A 19,333-nucleotide genomic window follows, 5' to 3' on the forward strand; every position below is an offset into this window, starting at 1 on the left:
GTGGTGATGGCTCAAGATATCTGTTGCTCCGTCGCTTGAAAAGCCCTAAATCTTGTCGCCATTACTCATGTTATATCGGGCAGCGACAGTCGGATCGACCGGTGAGCGCGCCCGCCTTTTCTGGATGATAAGACGATGCAGGCTTTTCTCAAGACGGGTTTTCTGGCGCTTCTGGTCGCATGGCCGCTTTCCGGCACCGCCGCATTTGCCTCGGAAGCACAAAATCCCAAGGCGCAACGCATCGTGTCCATCGGCGGCACCGTCACCGAAATTCTCTATGCGTTGGGGGCACAGGATCGCATCGTCGCGGTTGATTCCACCAGCAGCTATCCGCCGGAGGCCAAGGGCAAGGCCGATGTCGGTTATATGCGCGCGCTCTCGGCCGAAGGCATTCTCGGCAAGACGCCTGATCTCATCCTCACCGAAGACGGTGCTGGCCCGCCGGATGCACTTGCCATTCTGAAAGCCAGCGAAATTGCCGTCGTCACCATCGACACACCGCCTGAAGGGGCAGCCATCGGCAAGAAGATCCGCGATGTCGGCCATGCCGTTGGCCTCGATGACAAGGCGGCCGTGCTTGCCGAAAAGACCGACGCGGATCTGAAGGCGCTCTCCGCAGCGGTGGCAAAACTGCCGGAAAAGCGCAAGCGCGTGCTGTTCGTGCTGTCTCTCTCCGGTGGTCGCATCATGGCCGGCGGCAAGGATACGGAGGCGGCCGCCATCATCGAAATGGCCGGTGGCATCAATGCCGCAGACGGCATTTCGGGCTACAAGCCGCTGACCGACGAAGCGGTGATCGGTGCAAGACCCGATGTCATCCTCGTCATGCAATCGGGCAATCACGGCGTAAAACCCGATGAGGTATTTGCGCTTCCTGCCTTCCAGTCGACGCCGGCAGCCGAGACGAAATCGCTGATCCAGATGGACGGCCTGCTGCTCCTAGGCTTTGGCCCGCGCACGCCGGAAGCGGGCCGGACGCTCGCCGCCCATCTTTACCCGGAAGCCTTTCCGGGATGAAAAGCCTGACGCTCTCCTTCCATTTCGGCGAGGATAACGGCGACCGCTCGCGCCAGGGCATGATCATGCTCGTTGTGTTGACGCTGCTTCTGGTGGTCGCCTGCCTCATCTCGCTGGGCAGCGGCCCGACCGGGGCTGATCTTGGCCATCTCTGGCTGTACCTCACCGGGCGAAGTGCCGAACTTGCGGTGCAGGAGCGGGTGGTGCTGGAGGCGGTGCGCCTGCCGCGTACCGCACTTGGCGTTCTCGTTGGCGCGGGCCTTGGCGTATCCGGCGCGATGATGCAGGGGCTGTTTCGCAATCCGCTTGCCGATCCCGGTATTGTCGGGGTCACCTCCGGGGCGGCGCTTTTTGCAGTGGCCGGCATCGTGCTCGGCTCCACCGTGCTTGCACCGGTGTCAATGCTGCTCGGCAGCCACTTTTTGCCGCTGATGGCCTTTCTCGGCGGGCTTTTGAACACCTGGGTTCTTTATCTCATCGCCACCCGCGATGGCGAAACCTCCACGTCAAAGCTCATCCTCTCCGGCATCGCCGTCGGGGCCCTCAGTCTTGCTGCCATGGGCCTCCTGATCTTCATGGCCGATGACCGGCAGCTGCGCGACATCACCTTTTGGAACCTCGGTTCCCTCGGCGGTGCCACCTTTACCCGGGTCATCTCCATCCTGCCGTTCGTTGTTGTCGTCACCGGCATCATTCCGTTTGTGGCACGCGGGCTCGATGCGCTGATTCTGGGGGATGCGGCCGCCTTTCACATGGGCATTCCCGTGCAGCGCCTGAAGCGGCTGGTGATCCTGGCGGTCGCTGCCGCCTGTGGTGCAACGGTTGCCGTTGCCGGCTCCATCGGCTTTGTCGGCATCGTCGTGCCGCATCTGCTGCGGCTCGTCATCGGCCCGTCGCACCGGTTCCTGCTGCCGGGTTCGGCGATTGGCGGCGCGGCGTTGCTTCTCATCGCAGACAGCGTGGCGCGCACCATCGTTTCGCCCGCCGAACTGCCGATCGGCATCATCACCGCTCTGTTCGGTGCGCCGGTTTTCCTGATGTTGCTGCTGGGCCGCAAAGGCGGCGCCGGCATGGGAGGTTTGTGATGATCCGTGCCCATTCTCTGACAATCGAACGCGCTGGCCGGCGCCTGGTCGACACCGTGTCGCTCACCCTTCGCCCCGGCGAGGTGACTGTTGTCATCGGCCCGAACGGCGCGGGCAAATCGACGCTGATGAAGGCGCTCTCCGGCGAGATTGCACTCACCGCCGGCCATGTCCGTTACGATGGCATCGACGTGTCGCTGCTCGATCCGAAAAAGCTTGCCGCTTGCCGCGCCGTGCTGCCGCAGGCAAGCGAGCTTGCCTTTCCCTTTTCAGCGCTTGAAATCGTGCGCATGGGGGCGGTAGCGAGAGGTGCGCTCGATCCCGCCGGTGAAGCGCGCCGGGCGCTTGCGCGTGTGGGTCTCTCCGGTTTCGAGGGGCGACCTTATCCGTCGCTATCGGGCGGCGAACAGCAGCGGGTGCAGTTTGCCCGCGCGCTGGCGCAGGTGCCGAACCCGGTGGAAGGGGGCCGGCCGCGCGCACTGTTCCTTGATGAGCCGACGGCAAGCCTCGACCTCGGCCACCAGATTTCGGTGCTGGAAATCGCCGCCGGTTTTGCCCGCGGCGGCGGGGCGGTGCTTGCCATTCTGCACGACCTCAACCTTGCCGCCGAATTTGCCGATCAGGTGGTGGTGCTGTCACGCGGAAAAGTGGTGGCGGAGGGGCCGGCCGCAGACACGCTGAGCGATACGGTCGTTGCCGATGTCTATGGCATTGCCGGCGCCGTCGGGCGCATGCCGGCAGCCCACATTCCCTTCGTGCTGCCGCAATCGCGCCACCGCGCATCGCTTTAAAAACTCAAGCCGCATCCGGCCGCGTCAGGATGAACAGCGACGAGCCGGCCATGACTGCCGCGACCAGCAGCGCCCGCCAGAGCGGCGGCGCTGTGCCGAAGAAGAATATGCCGTAGCTGACGCTCATCAGCGAAACGGCGGCGATCTTCGCTCTGCGTGAAATCGCGCCACTGCTGCGCCAGTCGCGCAACAGTTTTCCAAAGCGCGGATGGTTCAAAAGCCACGCTTCCAGCCGCGGCGAGGACCGCGTGAAACAGGCAACTGCCAGCAGTAGAAACGGCGTCGTCGGCATGACCGGCAGGAAAGCGCCCACCACGCCAAGCGCCACGAACAGCCAGCCGAGGCCCAGAAACAACCAACGCATTGATGAGAAATCCTGAGAGATATGTGGAGACGATGATAGCGGAAAGCCGGTGATTGGGAAACCTGCCTTTCGTAATCATGTTCTTTGTCAACGATTGTGCGCGGGTGGCAGTTCCAAGGTGAAGATCGTCGAACTTCCGCGCTGGTAATCCTGTTTTCGCCGTTTATATTGCCGCGCAACATCAATGGAGTTGCAGTTCCCCATGTCGCAGAAGAAGGTTCTTGTTGTCGGTGGTGCCGGTTATATCGGCTCGCATAATTGCCTTCTTCTGGCAGAGCGTGGTTATCAGCCCATCGTTTTCGACAACCTGTCGAACGGGCATGCCGAATTTGCCAAATGGGGTCCGCTGGAAGAAGGCGACATCCGTGACCGGGCGCGTCTGGACGAGGTGTTTGCCAAGTATCAGCCGGACGCGGTCTTGCACTTTGCTGCCCTCATCGAGGTCGGCGAATCGGTGAAGAACCCGGTCGCCTTCTACGACAACAATGTCATCGGCGCGCTCACACTTCTGTCGGCTGCCATGGATGCCGACGTGAAGGCTTTCGTTTTCTCCTCCACCTGCGCCACCTATGGTCTGCCGGTGCAGGTGCCGATGGATGAAAGCCATCCGCAGGCGCCCATCAACCCCTATGGCCGCACAAAATTCATCATCGAGCAGGCGCTGAAGGATTACGGCACCTATAAGGGCCTGCGTTCGGTGATGCTGCGTTATTTCAACGCCGCCGGCGCCGATTTCGAAGGCCGCATCGGCGAATGGCACACGCCGGAGACCCATGCCATTCCGCTTGCCATCGAGGCAGCGCTTGGCCGCCGCCAGGGTTTTAAGGTGTTCGGCGATGATTATGACACACGCGACGGCACCTGCGTGCGCGATTATATCCACGTTCTCGATCTGGCCGACGCCCATGTGCGCGCCGTCGATTATCTGCTGGCCGGCGGCGAAACGGTGGAATTGAACCTCGGCACCGGCACCGGCACAACGGTGAAGGAACTCTTGGCGACGATCTCCGAAGTCTCCGGCAAGCCGTTCCCGGTAGACTATGTCGGCCGTCGCGATGGCGATTCCACCACGCTGGTCGCCAACAATGACAAGGCAAAGGCCGTGCTGGGCTGGGAGCCGCAATATTCCCTGCACGATATCATCCGCTCTGCCTGGGACTGGCATTCCAAGGCAAATTTCCACCTGAACTGATAAAGGGTAGCGTGATGGCGGAGACGGGCGTCAAACTGGAGGAGAGCTGGAAAAAGGCCTTGGCGCCTGAATTTTCAGAGCCTTACATGGGCGCTCTCCGGTCTTTCCTGCTCTCGGAGAAAGAGGCGGGAAAACACATCTTTCCGAAGGGGCCGGAATATTTTCGCGCCCTTGACCTGACGCCTTTACCTCAGGTGAAGGTGGTGATTCTCGGGCAGGATCCTTATCATGGGGCAGGGCAGGCGCATGGCCTGTGTTTCAGCGTGCGCCCCGGCGTGCGTGTGCCGCCCTCGCTCGTCAACATCTACAAGGAAATGCGCACGGATCTTCAAATTGAACAGCCGGCGCATGGCTTTCTGGAACATTGGGCGCGTCAGGGCGTGCTTCTCTTGAACAGCGTTTTGACGGTAGAGGAGGGGCGCGCCGCCGCCCACCAGGGCAAGGGTTGGGAGCGGTTTACCGATGCGGTCATCCGCGTGGTGAACGAAGAATGCGCCCATGTCGTCTTCATGCTCTGGGGCGCCTATGCGCAGAAGAAGGCGGGGTTTGTCGATCAGCGCCGGCATCTGGTGCTAAAGGCGCCGCATCCGTCGCCGCTGTCGGCCCATAACGGTTTTTTCGGCTCGGGGCATTTTTCCAAGGCCAATGCCTATCTGATCTCCAATGGGCGTGATCCCATTGATTGGCAATTGCCCGCTACGCCGGTTCAGGATGTATGAGGACGTCCAGTTCTATTTTGTGAACGATCCGTTCTGATCGTTCACTCTATGCAATTTGGCAGAACAGGGCCATCTTCACCCCAGACAAGCGGACCGGTTGACGGATCGCTGGAAACAAGGGGTTTTTCACATGATCGACCAGATCAAGGGCCTGCATCACGTAACGTCCATGGCCGCCAGCGCCCGCGGCAACAACAAGTTCTTCACCGATACGCTCGGCCTTCGCCGCGTCAAGCAGACCGTCAATTTCGACGCGCCTGATGTCTATCATCTCTATTACGGCGATGAGCAGGGCACGCCGGGTTCCGTCATGACCTATTTCCCGTTCCCGCACATCGCCAAGGGCCGTCCCGGCACCGGTGAAGTGGGCACCACGGTGTTTGCCGTGCCGGATGGTTCGCTTGGTTACTGGGCCAACCGCCTTGCCGCCAAGGGCAGCCTGGAGATGAAGGCCGACGAAGCCTTCGGCGAAAAGCGCCTCAACTTCTTTGGCCCCGATGGCGATGGTTTTGCACTCGCCGAAGTCAAGGACGATGCCCGCGCCGGCTGGACCGGAAACGGTGTCGATGCCGATCATGCCATCCGCGGCTTTCACTCGGCCTCCATGCGCCTGCGCGATGAAGGAGCAACCGTCGAACTGTTGAAGTTCATGGGTTATCAGGAAGTCGACCGCAAGGATGGCGTCACACGCTTGGCCATTCCCGGCGGCAATGGCGCCGATACGATCGATATCGAGACCATGCCGAACATTGCGCGTGCCCAGCAGGGGGCAGGCTCGGTGCATCACATTGCCTTTGCCGTTGAAAACCGCGCAAAGCAGTTGGAAGTGCGCAAGGCGCTGATGGACACCGGGTATCAGGTCACGCCTGTCATCGACCGCGATTATTTCTGGGCAATCTATTTCCGCACGCCAGGCGGCGTTCTTTTCGAAATCGCCACCAACGAACCGGGCTTTGATCGTGACGAGGATACAGCCCATCTCGGTCAGGCGCTGCAGCTTCCGGCCCAGCACCGCCACCTGCGCTCTTATCTCGAAGAGCATCTGGAAAAGCTGGAAGGCTAAGGAGGGGCATCATGAGCACGGAAAGTTATCTGCACCGCGTGCGCTCGGGAAAGCCGGGCGCGCTCATCCTCTTCGTGTTTCACGGCACGGGCGGCGATGAGAACCAGTTTTTTGATTTCGGCAGCCGGCTTTTGCCGGAGGCAACGGTGATCTCCCCGCGCGGCGACGTGGCCGAACATGGTGCCGCCCGCTTCTTCCGCCGCAAGGCCGAAGGCATCTATGATCTCGACGATCTGGCGCGGGCAACCGGGCGGATGGCGGATTTTGTTGCCGCCAACCGCGACAAATACCAGGCGGGGCCGGTTCTCGGCCTCGGCTTTTCCAACGGCGCCAATATTCTCGCAAATGTCGTGATCGAACAGCCGGATCTGTTTGCAGCGTCCGTACTCATGCATCCGCTGATCCCGTTTGCGCCAGAACCGCGTCCGGGATCTGGCAAGGTGCTGATCACCGCCGGCGAACGCGATCCAATCTGCCCGGTCCCGCTCACCCAGGCGCTCGCCGATTATTTCGTGGCGCAAGGCGATGACGTGACGCTCGACTGGCACCCCGGCGGCCACGAAATCCGTCCCAACGAAATCGAGGCGCTCAAGGCTTTCCTTCAGCCCTACGGCGCCTGATCGAGACGGCAAGATTGTCTGGTCCCATCGGGCGGCCGCATGCCCCATCTCCCGGTCCGATCCAGGACAATCGCATATGACGCAAGTCCCCTCCCAAACCCTCCCCACAAGGGGGAGGGCTTAACCCCGCCGCGCCCCTTTTTGCAGAATGGGACGATTGCCACGTCGTATCTCCCCCCTTGCGGGGGAGATGCCCGGCAGGGCAGAGAGGGTCTTATTTCAAATACGGTAGCCCTACTGTCAAAACGGGGAGAAGGTCGCGGCAACGGGATGAGGGGCACCTTGCGGCAAGCGGCCGGCCTTCACCTCGTCGTTTGCCCATATTCCCACTTGCACGGACAAAACCCCTGGCCGATAGTCTCTCCATCCGCCGTGCAGGCAGCCATTCCGGAGAGTTTTCTTGGACAAACAGGCCTTCAATCCGCCCTCGGTCAGAAAGCCGTTCGGGCAGTATAACCATGGGCTTCTGGTGCCGCCGGGCGCTTCGCTTCTGGTGACGTCAGGGCAGCTTGGGATCGCGCAAGACGACAGCATTCCTGCCGATGTGACGGGTCAGGCAGAACTGTGTTTTCAGGCGATAGAGGCAATTCTTGCCGAGGCCGGCATGAGTTTTGCCGATGTCATCCGCATCTCCGGTTTCGTCACGAAACGCGAGGATTTTGCGCCCTATATGGCCGTGCGCGACCGCTATACGCTGGAGCCGAAGCCGGTCTCCACGCTGATTATCGTTGGCGGCTTTACCCGGCCGGAATTTCTGGTCGAGGTGGAAGTCACCGCCGCCAGAGTTTTCTGACGGCGGCTTGGGGTTGGCTCAGTCGGGCCAGCTCTTTAATGCCCGCAGCATCGGCGTTTTCTTCATCATGTGGCCGTCCATGCGCGAAAGCAGATGGTCAAGCAGCGAGACGGCCTCGGCCACGGCCGGGCCCTTGTTCAGCATCACGCATTCGGCGCGCGCGGCCATGGCCGCATCGGTCATTTCGCCGCGCGAGGGAAGGCCGGTCTTCACCAGATCTTCCAGCACCTGGGTCGCCCAGATGGTGGGAACGGCGGCGGCCTCGCAGATCCACAGGATCTCCTCCTGCATTTCCGCCACCCGTTCAAAGCCGATTTCGGCCGCCAGATCGCCGCGCGCGATCATCACGCCAAACGGTCGCCGATGGCGCAGTGCTGTTGCGATGAGGGCGGGCAGGTTGCGCACGGCATCCGGATGTTCGATCTTGGCAACGAGGCCAAGTTTGCCTTTTCGCATGGCGGCCCTCTCTGCTCCGCCGGGTGTGGTGCCATCGTGGCGGGCAAGGGCTGCCTCCAGAAGATCGATATCTTCCGGTCGGCTGACGAAGGAATAACCGATTATGTCGGCGCATTCGACAACGCTCATGAGGTCTGCTTCGTCCTTGGCGGTGAGCGGCGACAGGCCAAGCGCCGTATCGGGCAGGTTGAGGCCCTTTTCCGGCTTGATCTTGGCGCCGCCGGTCTTGCAGCGGGTGACGCGCACCAGGGCGGCCGTTTCCGAAAGGGCCTCCACCACGCCTTCCAGCTTTCCATCGTCATAGCGGATGCGGTCGCCGAGCGAGAGGCGGGTCACGATCTGCGGCAGCGACACGGACGCGCAGACCCTTGCTCCGCCGGAAAGGCCGGGTTCTCCCTCGGCCACAAGCCGAAACAGGTCGCCCACCTGCAGCTTGGCGCCCTTTGCCGGCACCACGGTTTCCGTGCGGATTTTGGGGCCGGCAATGTCCATCAGCACCTTTACCGGGCGTGCCAGCCTTTGGCCGGCTTCGCGCACATGAGCTGCCATGGCAAGCCAGGCATCACGATCGTCATGGGCGCAGTTGATACGGGCAATCGTCATGCCGCGCTTGACGAGATCGGCCACCATGTCGGGCGCGTCGGCGGCCTCGCTCGGTAGCGTGACCATGATGCGGCAGCGGCGATGGGACGGCGCGGCCCCCAGCAGATCGCCTGCCGCTGCGGCAAGGGCCTGCTCCCCGTGAAAGAACGTTTCTTCCGTCGGGCGTGAAAAGGGTGGCGCAGAAGCCGTTGCGGCCGCAAGGCTTGCCAGAACGGCATCGAGCGTGGGCAGAACGCGGCTCTCAAGCCGTCCGAGCGAGGAAAAGCCAAGGCGCATCAGCTGGCGTTGCAATGGCCGGATGTCGCGCCGGCGCAGCGTGAGATAGTGGGACAGATTGGCAAGACGCGCGGCATCTGTGGCAAGCAGGGGCGTTGCGCCGAAAAGCTCGTCGGCCAGCGGCTGAGATGCATCGGCAATCGCTGAACGCAGCGCCGCAACCTCGTCAAACACGGCTTTCATCTCACCGGCATCGGCCGTATCTCCGCCGAGAGCCTCGATGGCCTTGGCGGCCGCCGCTTCCGCAGCGTCATCCGCGATTTCGTTATGGGTCTGTGTCTGAAGCATGTTGGTCTCCGCATTGTCTGGCGCCAAGGCTGCGCTGCGGAGTTGACGATGGCATGACAGAAAAGGGGCGCGCCTTGCGTTTGCGCAAATGGAGCCGGCAAGAGTTGAGGCTGCGACGTCTTGGCGCAAGGACGACGCTGCGGCAGCGTCGCCCGGGAGGTCTTTCGTCCTCAGTATCCGCAGGCGCGCAACTGGTTTTCGTAACGGCTTGCCATGCTGGCCGAACGCTGTGCTGCCTGACGGGTGCCGGAGGAAAACGCGCCGCGCTCATAACCGCTATGGCCGGAATAATAGGCGAGATACAGACGGTAGCCGTCTTCGAGCGGAATGCCGTTACGGTCATGGCTCTTGCGGTGATACCAGCCGACGAAATCGATGGCATCGCCAAAGTCGGAGCGGCTGGCGCCCCAGCGCCCGGTTTCGCGGCGATAGCTTTCCCAGGTGCCATCAAGCGCCTGCGCATAACCATAGGCAGACGACGCGCGTGTCCAGGGAATAAAGCCCAAGAGCTTGGTGCGGGGCGGCCGTGCGCGGGCGCGGAAACCGGATTCCGTATAGATCGTCGCCATCAGAACCGGCACCGGCACACCGTATCGTTGTGAAGCATTTTTGGCTTCGCGGGCCCAGTTGTTAAACAGTCCATCACGTTGTGCGAATATGGCGCAGGCATTGTCGATCCTGCTGGGGGCGGTACCGCACCCAACGAGCATCAGAAGGGCGATTAGTAGGACAATGCGCATCGCTTAACCTCTTGTTCCAAGAGATTTATAGCGATGAAAATTTAATTATGTCTTTAAACGATACAACTTTAGAAGCGTGCCATTTCGGTCTTTACACGCTGAAGGAATGCGGCGCGCGTGGCCTCGGTACAGTTGTTCATGTCGTAATGGGCGAGGAATTTCACCGGCGCACCGATGGCGATCTGTGCCCGGATGACACGTTTGATGACCTTTTTCGGCGGGTTTCCAACGAGAAAAGCCCGCATCGGTGTGCCGCCATAGGTCATCACCGCAGCCAGCTTGCGGATGTGGCGAAGCGTCGGCGTCAGCTTGCCGTTTTCGAGCGCGAAGGACACGCCCGGCAGCCAGACCCGGTCGAAATAACCCTTCAGCATCGCAGGAAAGCCGAAATTCCACACGGGCGTGCAGATCACCAGACCCTCGGCTTGTTTCAGCCGTTCCACATAGGGTTCAAGCCCCGCCATGTTCTCGGGATAATCGTGGTAGATGCGCCGACTGTGGGCCGAGAGTACCGGATCGAACCCTTCCGCATAAAGATCGCAGGCGTCAACGACATGACCTGCCTGCGCCAGACTTTCACAGGTCTGGCGAAACAGCGCCTTGCCATAACTTTCCTCAACGGGATGGGAATGCAGAACGAGTACGCGCATGAGAAAAGCTCCAAATCTTTGCCCGATGCAATCGCACTCGGGCTTCAGGTCAAAACTTCCGCGCCGTTTGTCCCAGCACCTTTATCCACCGCCGCCAGGCCGGGGATCAAAGCTGCCATGCCGGAAATCCTGCATGGGCCGGAAAGACCGGCCGGGAGTACCTTCGGAGTGAGTAAAGTGGCGGTGATTGTTAAATAAGGTCCTTCGTGTGATGCGATGTTGAGAGCGGGGCGGCCCCCTCATCCGCCTGCCGGCACCTTCTCCCCGAGGGGAGAAGGGCGTGAGCCGCACCGTTTGTGGCTCTCCTCTCCCCTTGGGGAGAGGGTGGCCGAGCGAAGCGGAGGGCGGGTGAGGGGTAGGCCCAGCCACAAACTTACATGATCGTTATTCCCCCGCTTCGGAAAAGGCCTGCAGGCCTGGAAACAGGTAGTTCTGGCCGGCTTTGAAATCGAAATCCGGATTGTCCCAGGCGATCATCTTGCCGGGGTTGAGAAGCCCCTGCGGATCGGTTTCCTTCTTGAAGGCAAGCTGGACTTCGTCCGTCTGCTTCATGCCGCCTTCTTCCAGCGTGTAGCGGTGCGGGTTAAACACCGGGCAGCCATTCTCCTCGTGGATGCGGATGATCTCTTCCAGCCGCTCCCGAGTGGTGTAGCGCACCAGCGGCAGGCCGGAGCATTGCATGCGCCCGTCGAACTTGATGAATTCCAGGTGCCCGGGCACCTCGTCGCCAAAGATCTCCGTCATCTTGGCAACCTTTGCCACATGGTCCGGCCCCGGATATTGCACTTGCAGATAGGTGAAGCTCGGATCGACCTTCAGTGCCCGCAGCGTCGTGTGGTTCCAGCCCAGTTCGTAGGCATGTGGAATGCCCTTCATGCTCTCCACGGTATCGGAGCGGAACAGCACTTCGCCCTTCATCTTGTCCGTCAGCGCCAGGAACGGCTCCATGGAATGCGGCGCCACCATCAGGACCACGATGGACTGGTCGCGGTGGCGGATGAACGGCTTGTGGCGGGGGAAGAAATCGTAAGGGATCGGCGCTGCAATCGGCGCGACTTCCTTTAAGAGAATGCCGTTCTTGTGGGCGAGCGCATCGGCAAGACGGACGGCATCCATGTAGTCGTCGTAACCGACCAGCACATCCACCCAGTCATAGGCCGGCGCCAGCGGCATTTCCACCTGCGTGATAATGCCATTGGTGCCATAGGCATGGGTGACCTTCTGCAGGTCCCAGGCCTTGAGATCCAGCACGCGCGGTTCCGCCTCCATGGTGACGACGCGCAGCGACAGGATATTGCCGAGATCGCGAAGCCCGCCCCAATGAATGGAGCCGACGCCGCCGGAGCCGCCGGCCACGAACCCGCCGATGGTGGCCGATTGCGCGGTAGAGGGGTGGAAGCGAAGTTCCTGCCCGGAATGGGCTTTCGTCTGGCGATCCAGTTCGGCAATCACGATGCCGGGTTCGCAGATGACGCGGCCGGGATGGATTTCCTTCACCTTGTTCATGTTGATGAGGTTGAGGACAATGCCGCCGGCAAGCGGCATGGCCTGCCCGTAATTGCCGGTGCCGGCACCGCGCGGCGTGACCGGCACGCCATGCGCATAAGCCACTTTCAGCGTGCGGATCACCTCTTCTTCCGAGGTGGGCGATACAACGAGATCGGCCGTCACATGGTCAAGCTCGGCTTTGAGAATGGGGGAGTACCAGTAGAAATCGCGGCTTTTCTGGCGTACCAGTGCCGGATTGTCTTCGACCGCAATGCCGTCGAGGTCTTTCTTGATCTGCGCGTAATCGGCCATGTTATCGGTCCAGAATGGGGTCAAGGTCACGGTAATCCGGCAGGCGGCGGTCGATGCCCATGCCATTCCGCATCACGATGCGGTCCGCCTGCGGACGGGAAAGAAATTCGCTCCAGCGGCGCGCCGAAAACAGCACGAGATCGGCGGCAAGGCCCGCCTTGATGCGGCCGATATCGGAGCGACCGAGACTGTCTGCAGGGGTCGTCGTCACCACGCGCGCGGCCTCATCGAGCGGATGGTCGAGATGCAGGATACGCACCGATTCGCGAAACACTTCCACAGCATCGAGATCGCCATAGGCGTAGAAGGGATCGCGGGTGTTGTCGGAGGAGACGGAGGTTTTGACCCCGGCCGCCGTCAGTTCATGAAACAGTGTGACGCCGCGCCAGCGCGGTGTGCGGCCCGCATGGCGATCCTGCAGATACATGTTGCACATGGGAAGCGACACGACCGAAAGGCCGGCCTCTGCCACCAGATCCACCGTCCGCTTGGCCAGTTCCTCGTCCTGACGCGCCAGCGAGCAGCAATGACCGACGGTGACAGCGCCCTCAAAGCCGAGCCGCAGCTTGGTTTCGGCAATCGTCTTCAGCGTCAGAACCTGCCGGTCTTCGGTTTCATCCACATGTAGATCGATGTCGAGACCGTTGTCGGCGGCAGCACGAAACAGCGTTTCGAGGATCTTTTCGAAGTCTGGCAGGATGCGGGTGGCGCCGCCCAACAGGCCGCCATGGCGTTTCGTGACCGCCACGATATCGGCAAACACCGGTTCGTTCAGCACCTGCTCCAGCGGCAGAAGCGCCACGGCCTGCAGGGCGATGCGGTCCTGCCATTCCGCGCGGAGTTCGGAAAAGACCTCAAACGAAATGCCGTGCTGCGGTGGAATGCTGTCGAGATGGGTGCGGATGAGTTTTGTGCCGTGGGCATAGGCTGTCTTCAGCGAAAATTCCATGCGGGCGCGCACGTCTTCCGCCGACCAGTTTTCCGTGCGGTCGGCACTGACATTTTCGAGTGCGCCGAGGAAAGTGCCGTCCGGATTGCGCCGGCGCTCCCAGATGTGGCCCTTGTCGAGATGGGTGTGCATGTCGACAAAACAGGGAAATACCATGCCATCGCGAAGGTCGGCGCGGGGAAGGGCGGCCGGGGCCGTGCCGGGCGAAACGATGCTTTCGATTTTGCCGCCGGCAATGATCAGGTCGGCCGAGACGAGGCCTTCGGTTGCCGGGGCGTCATACCCTTCCACGGTGATGGCCGGCAGGGTGGCATTGGCCAGAACGAAATGGTCGGCCTTTGGAAGATCGAGAAAGGACATCAGTTTTCTCTCCTTATGCTGCTCTCGTGCCAGCGGTGAAGCCCGAGCCAGGCGATGAAGGAGGTGATGGCAAAGATCACCACGCCGAGCGCCGACAAGAGGATGAGGGCCGCAAACAGGCGCGGAATGTTGAGGCGGTACTGGGCTTCGAGAAGCCGGAAGGCGAGACCGGAGCCGGCGCCCGCCGAGCCCGCGGCAAATTCGGCCACCACGGCTGCAATCAGCGACAGGCCGCCGCCGATGCGAAGCCCGGTCATGAAATAGGGAAGCGACGCCGGAAGTTTCAGATAAATCAACGTCTGCCAGCGCGAGGCGCCGTAGAGGTCAAACAGGTTCAAGAGGTTATGATCGACGCTCTTTAGCCCCTGCACCATGTTTGACAGGATCGGAAAGAAGGCAACGAGGAAGGCGCAGATGAGAAGCGCCACCTGCGTCGTCGGGGCATAGATGAGGATCAGCGGTGCAATGGCAACGATGGGCGTCACCTGCAGGATGACGGCAATCGGATAAAACGCCGTCTCGATCCATTTCGACTGCACGAGAAACACCGCAATGCCAACGCCGCCGACCAGCGCCAGCGCCAGGGCCGACAGCGTGATCTTTGTCGTGACCCAGAGCGCCGGCGACAGCGTGCCCCAATCCTTGACGAGCGCAACCGCCACCGCACCGGGGCCGGGCAGGATATATTGCGGCACGCCGGTTGCCGTGACGAGGATCTGCCAGAGGAGGATAAGGCAGACGACGACGAGGATTGGAATGGCGATGCGCAGCAGGGTTTCGCGGTTGCGGGCGAGGAAGGATGGAGGCATGGCGGTCTGGCTCATCAATGCATCTCCATGCCGTCGGCGAGCGGAAAGCCGATCGCTTCCATCAGCGAATGCGACACCTTTTCGCAGGTGGCGCGATATTCTTCCGAGGTGCGGTAAAGCGGGCCGCGGTCGAGGCTGGTCACCAGCGGAAAATCCGCATGGACGCGGCCGGGCCGCGCCTTCATCACCACGATGCGGTTGGAGAGATAGGCGCTTTCGAACACGGAATGGGTGACGAAGATGACGGTGATGCCCGTTTCGCGCCAGAGGCGCAGCACGTCGTCGTTGAGTTTTTGGCGGGTGATCTCGTCAAGGGCTGCAAACGGTTCGTCCATCAGAAGCAGCTTCGGTCTGGTCACCAGCGCTCGGGCAATCGAGACACGCATCTTCATGCCGCCTGAGAGTTCGCGCGGATAGGCGTCGGCGAAATCTTTCAGGCCGACCATGTCGAGACAGGCCATGATGTTTTCGCGCGCAGCAGCTTTGGATATGCCGGTGAGGCGCAGCGGCAGGTAGACATTGCCAAACACCGTCTGCCACGGCATCAGCGTCGGTTCCTGGAAAACGAAGGAAATATCGCCCTCGGGCAGGCCCTTGGAATTGATACGCGAGCTTGGCCAGTCGATCTCGCCGGTGGTGACATCGCCAAGGCCCGCAATGATGCGCAGTGCCGTCGACTTGCCGCAGCCGGAGGGGCCGAGCAGGCTGACAAACTCGCCGCCCTGCACGGTCAGCGACATCTGCGACAACGCCAGCGTGCCGCTCGAAAAACTCTTGGACACATTGCGCATCGCCACCAGCGGACGCTTGTGGGAGGCGGTGGGCGGTGTGGCTTCAGTCTCGGTCATGAAAGGCCTTGTTCGATTGGCATGTGTGTGGGGCGGGGGGCTGGAAAGCCGGCGAGCGTCTGGTTGGTTAGCCGTCAGCATTTCCAGAAAGATCGCCTTTGCGGGTATTCAAAAAAGCGGCCCCTCACCCTGGCCCTCTCCCCCGTCAGGACGGGGAAGGGACTTTGCCGCCTACTTCTTCAGCGCCATGCCGACGCCCTTGCAGACGAACTTGGTGGAATAGGCTTTTTTATAATCGAGGTCGGCCGGCTGAACGCCGATCTGCACCATCTCTTCGAAGAACTTCTTGTAGCGCTCGTCGGTGATGCAGCCGATGCCCTTGGTCAGCGCATCGCCGGATTCCACGATGCCGTATTCCTTCATCTTTTCGATGGAATAGGCGATCTGGCCATCCGTCATTTCCGGATTGTCCTTTTTGATCAGCGCGTTTGCCTTGGAATTGTCACCGTAGAGATAGGTGTACCAGCCCTCGATCGTGGCATCTACGAAACGCTGCACCACGTCCGATTTGGCGTCGATCATCGTCTGCGTGGTGGTGATCATCGTCGAATAGGGGCTGTAGCCGGCGTCAGCCAGCAGGAACACCTTTGGCGTCCAGCCTGCCTGCTTGCCGATCTCGTAGGGCTCGGAGGTGAGATAACCCTGCTGGGCGGATTTCTTGTCGGCGATGAAGGGGGCCGGATTGAACGTGTAGGGCTTGTATTGCTCTTCCTTGAAACCCGCAAAATTCTTCTTCATCCACTCGAAATAGGTGACGTAACCTTCCTTGCCCATAAAGATGGTATCGAGCTTGGCAAGGTCACCGAATTTTTCGACGCCGGCATCCGGATGCGCCAGCAGCACCTGCGGATCCTTCTGGAAAATCGAGGCAACCGAGACGAGCGGGATGCCCTGCTTGACGGCATCCATGTCGCCGAGCGGCCCGCCCATGTAGAAATCCACCTTGCCGGCAATCAGCAGCGAGCGGTTGGCCGCATTCGGACCGCCCTGCACGATGGTCACCTTCAGGCCATGCTTCTCATAGGTGCCATCGGCCACGGCCTGGTAAAAACCGCCATGTTCGGCCTGCGCCAGCCAGTTGGTGCCATAGGTCACTTCATCCAGCGCAAAAGCCTGCCCGCCCAGCGCGATGCCGGTGCAAAGAGCCATGCCGGCCAGAGTGGTCTTCAAATTTCGCAGCGTGTCCATTCGACCTGTTCCCTTTTTCGGTGCCGGGATGCTCTTTGCGGCTTCCCTTTGAAACATTTCAGCCATTGCTTTCGCGCTTTGAAAAGCATCAAAATTCGCACGGATTGATGCCTTTATGGCAGCGGTGGTCTAGCCGCTGCACAAATTGTGCGTCATGATCAAAACTTAAGCAATGGGACCTGTCATGCTGCACTCGCGAAAACTCCAGTACATCGATGAAATCGCCCGCTGCGGCTCCATTCGCAAGGCGGCAGCGCGGCTCAATGTCGCCTCGTCCGCCATCAACCGTCAGATCCTGGCGCTCGAGGAGGAGCTTGGCGCGCAGATCTTCGAACGCCTGCCGCGCGGCCTGCGGCTGACGGCTGCGGGGGAATTGTGCATCGAACATATCCGCGAGGTGCTGAAGGCTTATGACAAGCTGGAAACGCGGGTGCGCGGCCTCAAAATGCCGCAGGTGGGCCGTGTTTCGATGATTTCCACGGTCGGGCTTGCGGCCGGCCCGCTGCCGGAAATCATCGCCCGGTTCGTCGAAAAACATCCGCGCATGCGCATCCAGCTTGCCATTGACGGGGCGACCACCACCGCCAATCCGGTGCTCTCAGGCGAGGTCGATCTCGGCATCGGCTTTAATATACCCGCAACACCGGGGCTACGCACGCTTGCCACCTTCGATATCCCGATCGGTGTCGTAATGCCGCCCGATCATCCGCTGGCAGGCGAGGAGGGGCCGGTGGATCTGGCGAAAGTGCTGCAGGAACCGTTGGTTCTGGCGCAGCCGGGCATGAGCCTTCGCACCATGATCAACCTCATCCTGTCGCCGCTGCCGATGTCGGTGGAGCCGGTGGTGGAAACCGGCGCGCCGGAAACGCTGCGCCATCTGGTAAAGCGCGGAACCGGCCTCACCTTCCTCAATCCGCTTGATGTGATCGGCGATTGCAGCCGCGGCGAACTGGTGTTTCGCCCGCTTGCCGAATCGCAGCGTCGCCACCAGCCGATGAAGCTGTTTGCCCGCTCGCGCGCCACGCTCGACACGGCAACCAGCCTGTTTGTCGAATTCCTGCTCGCCGAACTGGGCACACAGGTGGCCGAACTGGAGGCCAAGGGCCATGTGCCGCCGCAGCACGGCCGCGAGGCGAGCGCGCGCGATTGAGGATCACGGCGTGTAGAGGTTGGAGAGCGGGTAGTGTGTGAGATCCCGCAGCAGTTCGATAAAGCCGGCCACCTGATGGCGGCAGATGGCAGCACCTTTTTCCGCCGTGCCGGCCGCCGCATTGCCGACCACGCCTGCCGGGTTAAGGTCATGGGCGATCCAGGCCAGCGCATGCGGCGGCAGCGGCTGTAGGAAGCGCGAGCTTTTTTTCATCTCTTCGGCGCGCGAGGCAAAATTCTCCGCCTTGTCCATCCGCACCAGTTCGGGGCGGAAGTGCAGCATCAGCGATGTCTCCACCTCGCCGCCATGGATGCCGAATTTCTGCTCGTGTTCGCTGATCATACCCTCCGGCTGGCCAAAACGTGCCCATTGCGTGGCAACTGCGGCCATGCCGAAACGCACCCGCATCTCGCGCGAAACAATGCTCATGATGTCGAGATTGCCGCCGTGCGAATTGACCATCACCAGTTTGCGGATACCTGCCTCGGCCACCTTGCCGCCGATGGCCGTCCAGGCGGGAATGAGGATATCGGCGCCGAGCGACAGCGTGCCGGGGCCATGGACATGTTCGTTTGCCTTACCGATTTCCTGCGTCGGCAGAACCAGAATGTCGAGATCGTCAGGGCGCTGGGTCTTCAGCTCCGCCAGCATGCCATTGGCAATCGCAACGTCGGTTGCGATGGGCAGGTGCGGCCCGTGCTGTTCGGTGGAGGCAAGCGGCAGGATGGCAATGGTTCGGTCGGGCGAAAGGCCGGCAAAATCATGGGTGTTCAGTTCATTCCAGTAAAACGGCTTGGCCATCGCATATCCTCTCGCGCTCTTATTCTCTTGGATACGGCAATCGCAGCGGGTCCGAAAAGCGCCAAATTCCGTGCGGCTTGATGCCTTTTTGCGCGCACGTCAGCTGGTTCTTTTTGAACCAATCCCGTTTCGGGAAAAAATTGCGTTTCGCTAAAATTGTCGAAACTGGCTTAAGCGGCCAGCAAAAGCAGCGGTTTATAACGGGGTCATTCTCGGAACAGATGTCCGGGCGGTGCCGCAAGCGGGGCCGGTGAACCGAAACGGGACGGCGCCTCCACGCAGTCCGAAACGACAGGGCAGACGACATGTCGAAAACCATTGTAGCCGTAGCGACCCTTCTCTCGGTCCTCACCTGCGGTGCTGCCGAAGCAGCCGGTCCCGGTGGTTTTGCCCGCAGCGCTTTCATTGGCCTGTCGCAGCACCACGAACTTGCGACAGCCGAGGTGGCGCCGGCAGCACCGTACGAGACGGATTACCAGGCGGTGCAGGTGCTGAACATCGCCGTCAACGAGACCATCGGAACGCTGGACGGTTATTTTGACAGCCTTGCGGCCGATGCCACCGGCAAGCCGGCCGGTCCCGGCCTTTGCACCGATTGCGCCCGCATCAAGCAGGAGGCGCTGGTTGAGCGCGGCCAGCCGGCGGACGAGTTGCACATCGGCTTTCTGATGACGCCGGCCGGAACGGTCGAGCGTGTGCTGATCGTGTCCACCGGCAATGGCGACCTCGTGCTCGACAACCGCGTGCCGCAGATCTGATTTTCTGCTCTCA

At 61.2% G+C, this 19,333-nt stretch carries 20 protein-coding genes; 10 read left to right on the top strand and 10 right to left on the bottom strand.

Annotation, left to right across the window (positions count from 1 at the left end; genetic code table 11):
• Nucleotides 1-135 precede the first annotated feature (135 nt).
• From AC4CWH_RS02285 to AC4CWH_RS02295, 3 genes are read left to right on the top strand one after another with little or no spacing between them, the layout of a single operon-like run.
• Nucleotides 136-1,017, top strand: coding sequence for a heme/hemin ABC transporter substrate-binding protein (locus tag AC4CWH_RS02285; protein ID WP_491320206.1), 882 nt, complete (start codon nucleotides 136-138; stop codon nucleotides 1,015-1,017).
• On the top strand, nucleotides 1,014-2,102 hold the full coding sequence (locus tag AC4CWH_RS02290; RefSeq protein ID WP_491320207.1) for a FecCD family ABC transporter permease: 1,089 nt from the start codon (nucleotides 1,014-1,016) through the stop codon (nucleotides 2,100-2,102). The genes AC4CWH_RS02285 and AC4CWH_RS02290 overlap by 4 nt, the downstream gene beginning before the upstream one ends.
• Nucleotides 2,102-2,893, top strand: a complete 792-nt coding sequence (locus AC4CWH_RS02295) for a heme ABC transporter ATP-binding protein (RefSeq protein ID WP_491320208.1) — start codon at nucleotides 2,102-2,104, stop codon at nucleotides 2,891-2,893. The genes AC4CWH_RS02290 and AC4CWH_RS02295 overlap by 1 nt, the downstream gene beginning before the upstream one ends.
• A gap of 4 nt (nucleotides 2,894-2,897) precedes the next feature.
• Here AC4CWH_RS02295 and AC4CWH_RS02300 read toward each other — a convergent pair whose 3' ends face one another.
• Nucleotides 2,898-3,257: a YbaN family protein gene (locus tag AC4CWH_RS02300; RefSeq protein WP_491320209.1), complete on the bottom strand. Its 360-nt coding sequence runs from the start codon at nucleotides 3,255-3,257 to the stop codon at nucleotides 2,898-2,900.
• Between the two features lie 202 nt (nucleotides 3,258-3,459).
• Between AC4CWH_RS02300 and galE the strand changes: the two genes are divergently transcribed.
• The 5 genes from galE (at nucleotide 3,460) to AC4CWH_RS02325 (ending at nucleotide 7,644) form a co-directional block, all read left to right on the top strand.
• Nucleotides 3,460-4,449 carry a UDP-glucose 4-epimerase GalE gene (gene galE, locus AC4CWH_RS02305; protein WP_491320210.1) on the top strand — a complete coding sequence of 330 codons (990 nt, stop codon included), beginning with the start codon at nucleotides 3,460-3,462 and terminating at the stop codon, nucleotides 4,447-4,449.
• A 14-nt stretch (nucleotides 4,450-4,463) separates the two neighbouring features.
• Nucleotides 4,464-5,168, top strand: coding sequence for a uracil-DNA glycosylase (ung, locus tag AC4CWH_RS02310; RefSeq protein WP_491320211.1), 705 nt, complete (start codon nucleotides 4,464-4,466; stop codon nucleotides 5,166-5,168).
• Nucleotides 5,169-5,298: 130 nt separating this feature from the next.
• Nucleotides 5,299-6,231: a VOC family protein gene (locus tag AC4CWH_RS02315; protein ID WP_491320212.1), complete on the top strand. Its 933-nt coding sequence runs from the start codon at nucleotides 5,299-5,301 to the stop codon at nucleotides 6,229-6,231.
• 11 nt (nucleotides 6,232-6,242) lie between these two features.
• Entirely contained in the window at nucleotides 6,243-6,851 is a 609-nt protein-coding gene (locus AC4CWH_RS02320; protein ID WP_491320213.1) for an alpha/beta hydrolase, read from the top strand.
• A gap of 400 nt (nucleotides 6,852-7,251) precedes the next feature.
• Nucleotides 7,252-7,644, top strand: coding sequence for a RidA family protein (locus AC4CWH_RS02325; protein WP_491320214.1), 393 nt, complete (start codon nucleotides 7,252-7,254; stop codon nucleotides 7,642-7,644).
• 18 nt (nucleotides 7,645-7,662) lie between these two features.
• On the opposite strand, the gene AC4CWH_RS02330 is transcribed toward AC4CWH_RS02325, so the two are convergent.
• The 8 genes from AC4CWH_RS02330 to AC4CWH_RS02365 all read right to left on the bottom strand — a co-directional run bounded on the left by AC4CWH_RS02330 (nucleotide 7,663) and on the right by AC4CWH_RS02365 (nucleotide 16,572).
• Nucleotides 7,663-9,267, bottom strand: coding sequence for a pyruvate kinase (locus AC4CWH_RS02330; RefSeq protein WP_491320215.1), 1,605 nt, complete (start codon nucleotides 9,265-9,267; stop codon nucleotides 7,663-7,665).
• A gap of 170 nt (nucleotides 9,268-9,437) precedes the next feature.
• Nucleotides 9,438-10,007, bottom strand: a complete 570-nt coding sequence (locus AC4CWH_RS02335) for a transglycosylase SLT domain-containing protein (RefSeq protein WP_491284022.1) — start codon at nucleotides 10,005-10,007, stop codon at nucleotides 9,438-9,440.
• 68 nt (nucleotides 10,008-10,075) lie between these two features.
• On the bottom strand, nucleotides 10,076-10,657 hold the full coding sequence (locus tag AC4CWH_RS02340; protein ID WP_491284023.1) for an NAD(P)H-dependent oxidoreductase: 582 nt from the start codon (nucleotides 10,655-10,657) through the stop codon (nucleotides 10,076-10,078).
• A gap of 384 nt (nucleotides 10,658-11,041) precedes the next feature.
• Nucleotides 11,042-12,457, bottom strand: coding sequence for an FAD-binding oxidoreductase (locus tag AC4CWH_RS02345; RefSeq protein ID WP_491321334.1), 1,416 nt, complete (start codon nucleotides 12,455-12,457; stop codon nucleotides 11,042-11,044).
• Between the two features lies 1 nt (nucleotide 12,458).
• A complete protein-coding gene (locus AC4CWH_RS02350; RefSeq protein WP_491320216.1) occupies nucleotides 12,459-13,766 on the bottom strand; it encodes a cytosine deaminase in 1,308 nt (435 codons plus the stop codon).
• The gene (locus tag AC4CWH_RS02355; protein WP_491320217.1) at nucleotides 13,766-14,590 is read right to left on the bottom strand and encodes an ABC transporter permease; all 825 of its coding nucleotides are present in this window, start codon (nucleotides 14,588-14,590) and stop codon (nucleotides 13,766-13,768) included. The genes AC4CWH_RS02350 and AC4CWH_RS02355 overlap by 1 nt, the downstream gene beginning before the upstream one ends.
• Nucleotides 14,590-15,423, bottom strand: coding sequence for an ABC transporter ATP-binding protein (locus AC4CWH_RS02360; RefSeq protein WP_491320218.1), 834 nt, complete (start codon nucleotides 15,421-15,423; stop codon nucleotides 14,590-14,592). Before AC4CWH_RS02360 ends, AC4CWH_RS02355 begins: the two co-directional genes overlap by 1 nt.
• 171 nt (nucleotides 15,424-15,594) lie before the next feature.
• The gene (locus AC4CWH_RS02365) at nucleotides 15,595-16,572 is read right to left on the bottom strand and encodes an ABC transporter substrate-binding protein (protein ID WP_491321335.1); all 978 of its coding nucleotides are present in this window, start codon (nucleotides 16,570-16,572) and stop codon (nucleotides 15,595-15,597) included.
• Between the two features lie 223 nt (nucleotides 16,573-16,795).
• On the opposite strand from AC4CWH_RS02365, the gene AC4CWH_RS02370 reads away from it, so the two are divergent.
• Complete coding sequence (locus AC4CWH_RS02370) at nucleotides 16,796-17,761, top strand: LysR family transcriptional regulator (protein ID WP_491284027.1); 966 nt, start codon at nucleotides 16,796-16,798, stop codon at nucleotides 17,759-17,761.
• A gap of 3 nt (nucleotides 17,762-17,764) precedes the next feature.
• Here AC4CWH_RS02370 and AC4CWH_RS02375 read toward each other — a convergent pair whose 3' ends face one another.
• Nucleotides 17,765-18,562: a creatininase family protein gene (locus AC4CWH_RS02375; RefSeq protein ID WP_491320219.1), complete on the bottom strand. Its 798-nt coding sequence runs from the start codon at nucleotides 18,560-18,562 to the stop codon at nucleotides 17,765-17,767.
• Nucleotides 18,563-18,867: 305 nt separating this feature from the next.
• Between AC4CWH_RS02375 and AC4CWH_RS02380 the strand changes: the two genes are divergently transcribed.
• A complete protein-coding gene (locus AC4CWH_RS02380; RefSeq protein WP_491320220.1) occupies nucleotides 18,868-19,320 on the top strand; it encodes a transglutaminase-like cysteine peptidase in 453 nt (150 codons plus the stop codon).
• The last annotated feature ends 13 nt before the right edge of the window (nucleotides 19,321-19,333 follow it).

This window comes from Neorhizobium sp. PAMB6716 (genome assembly GCF_058242805.1).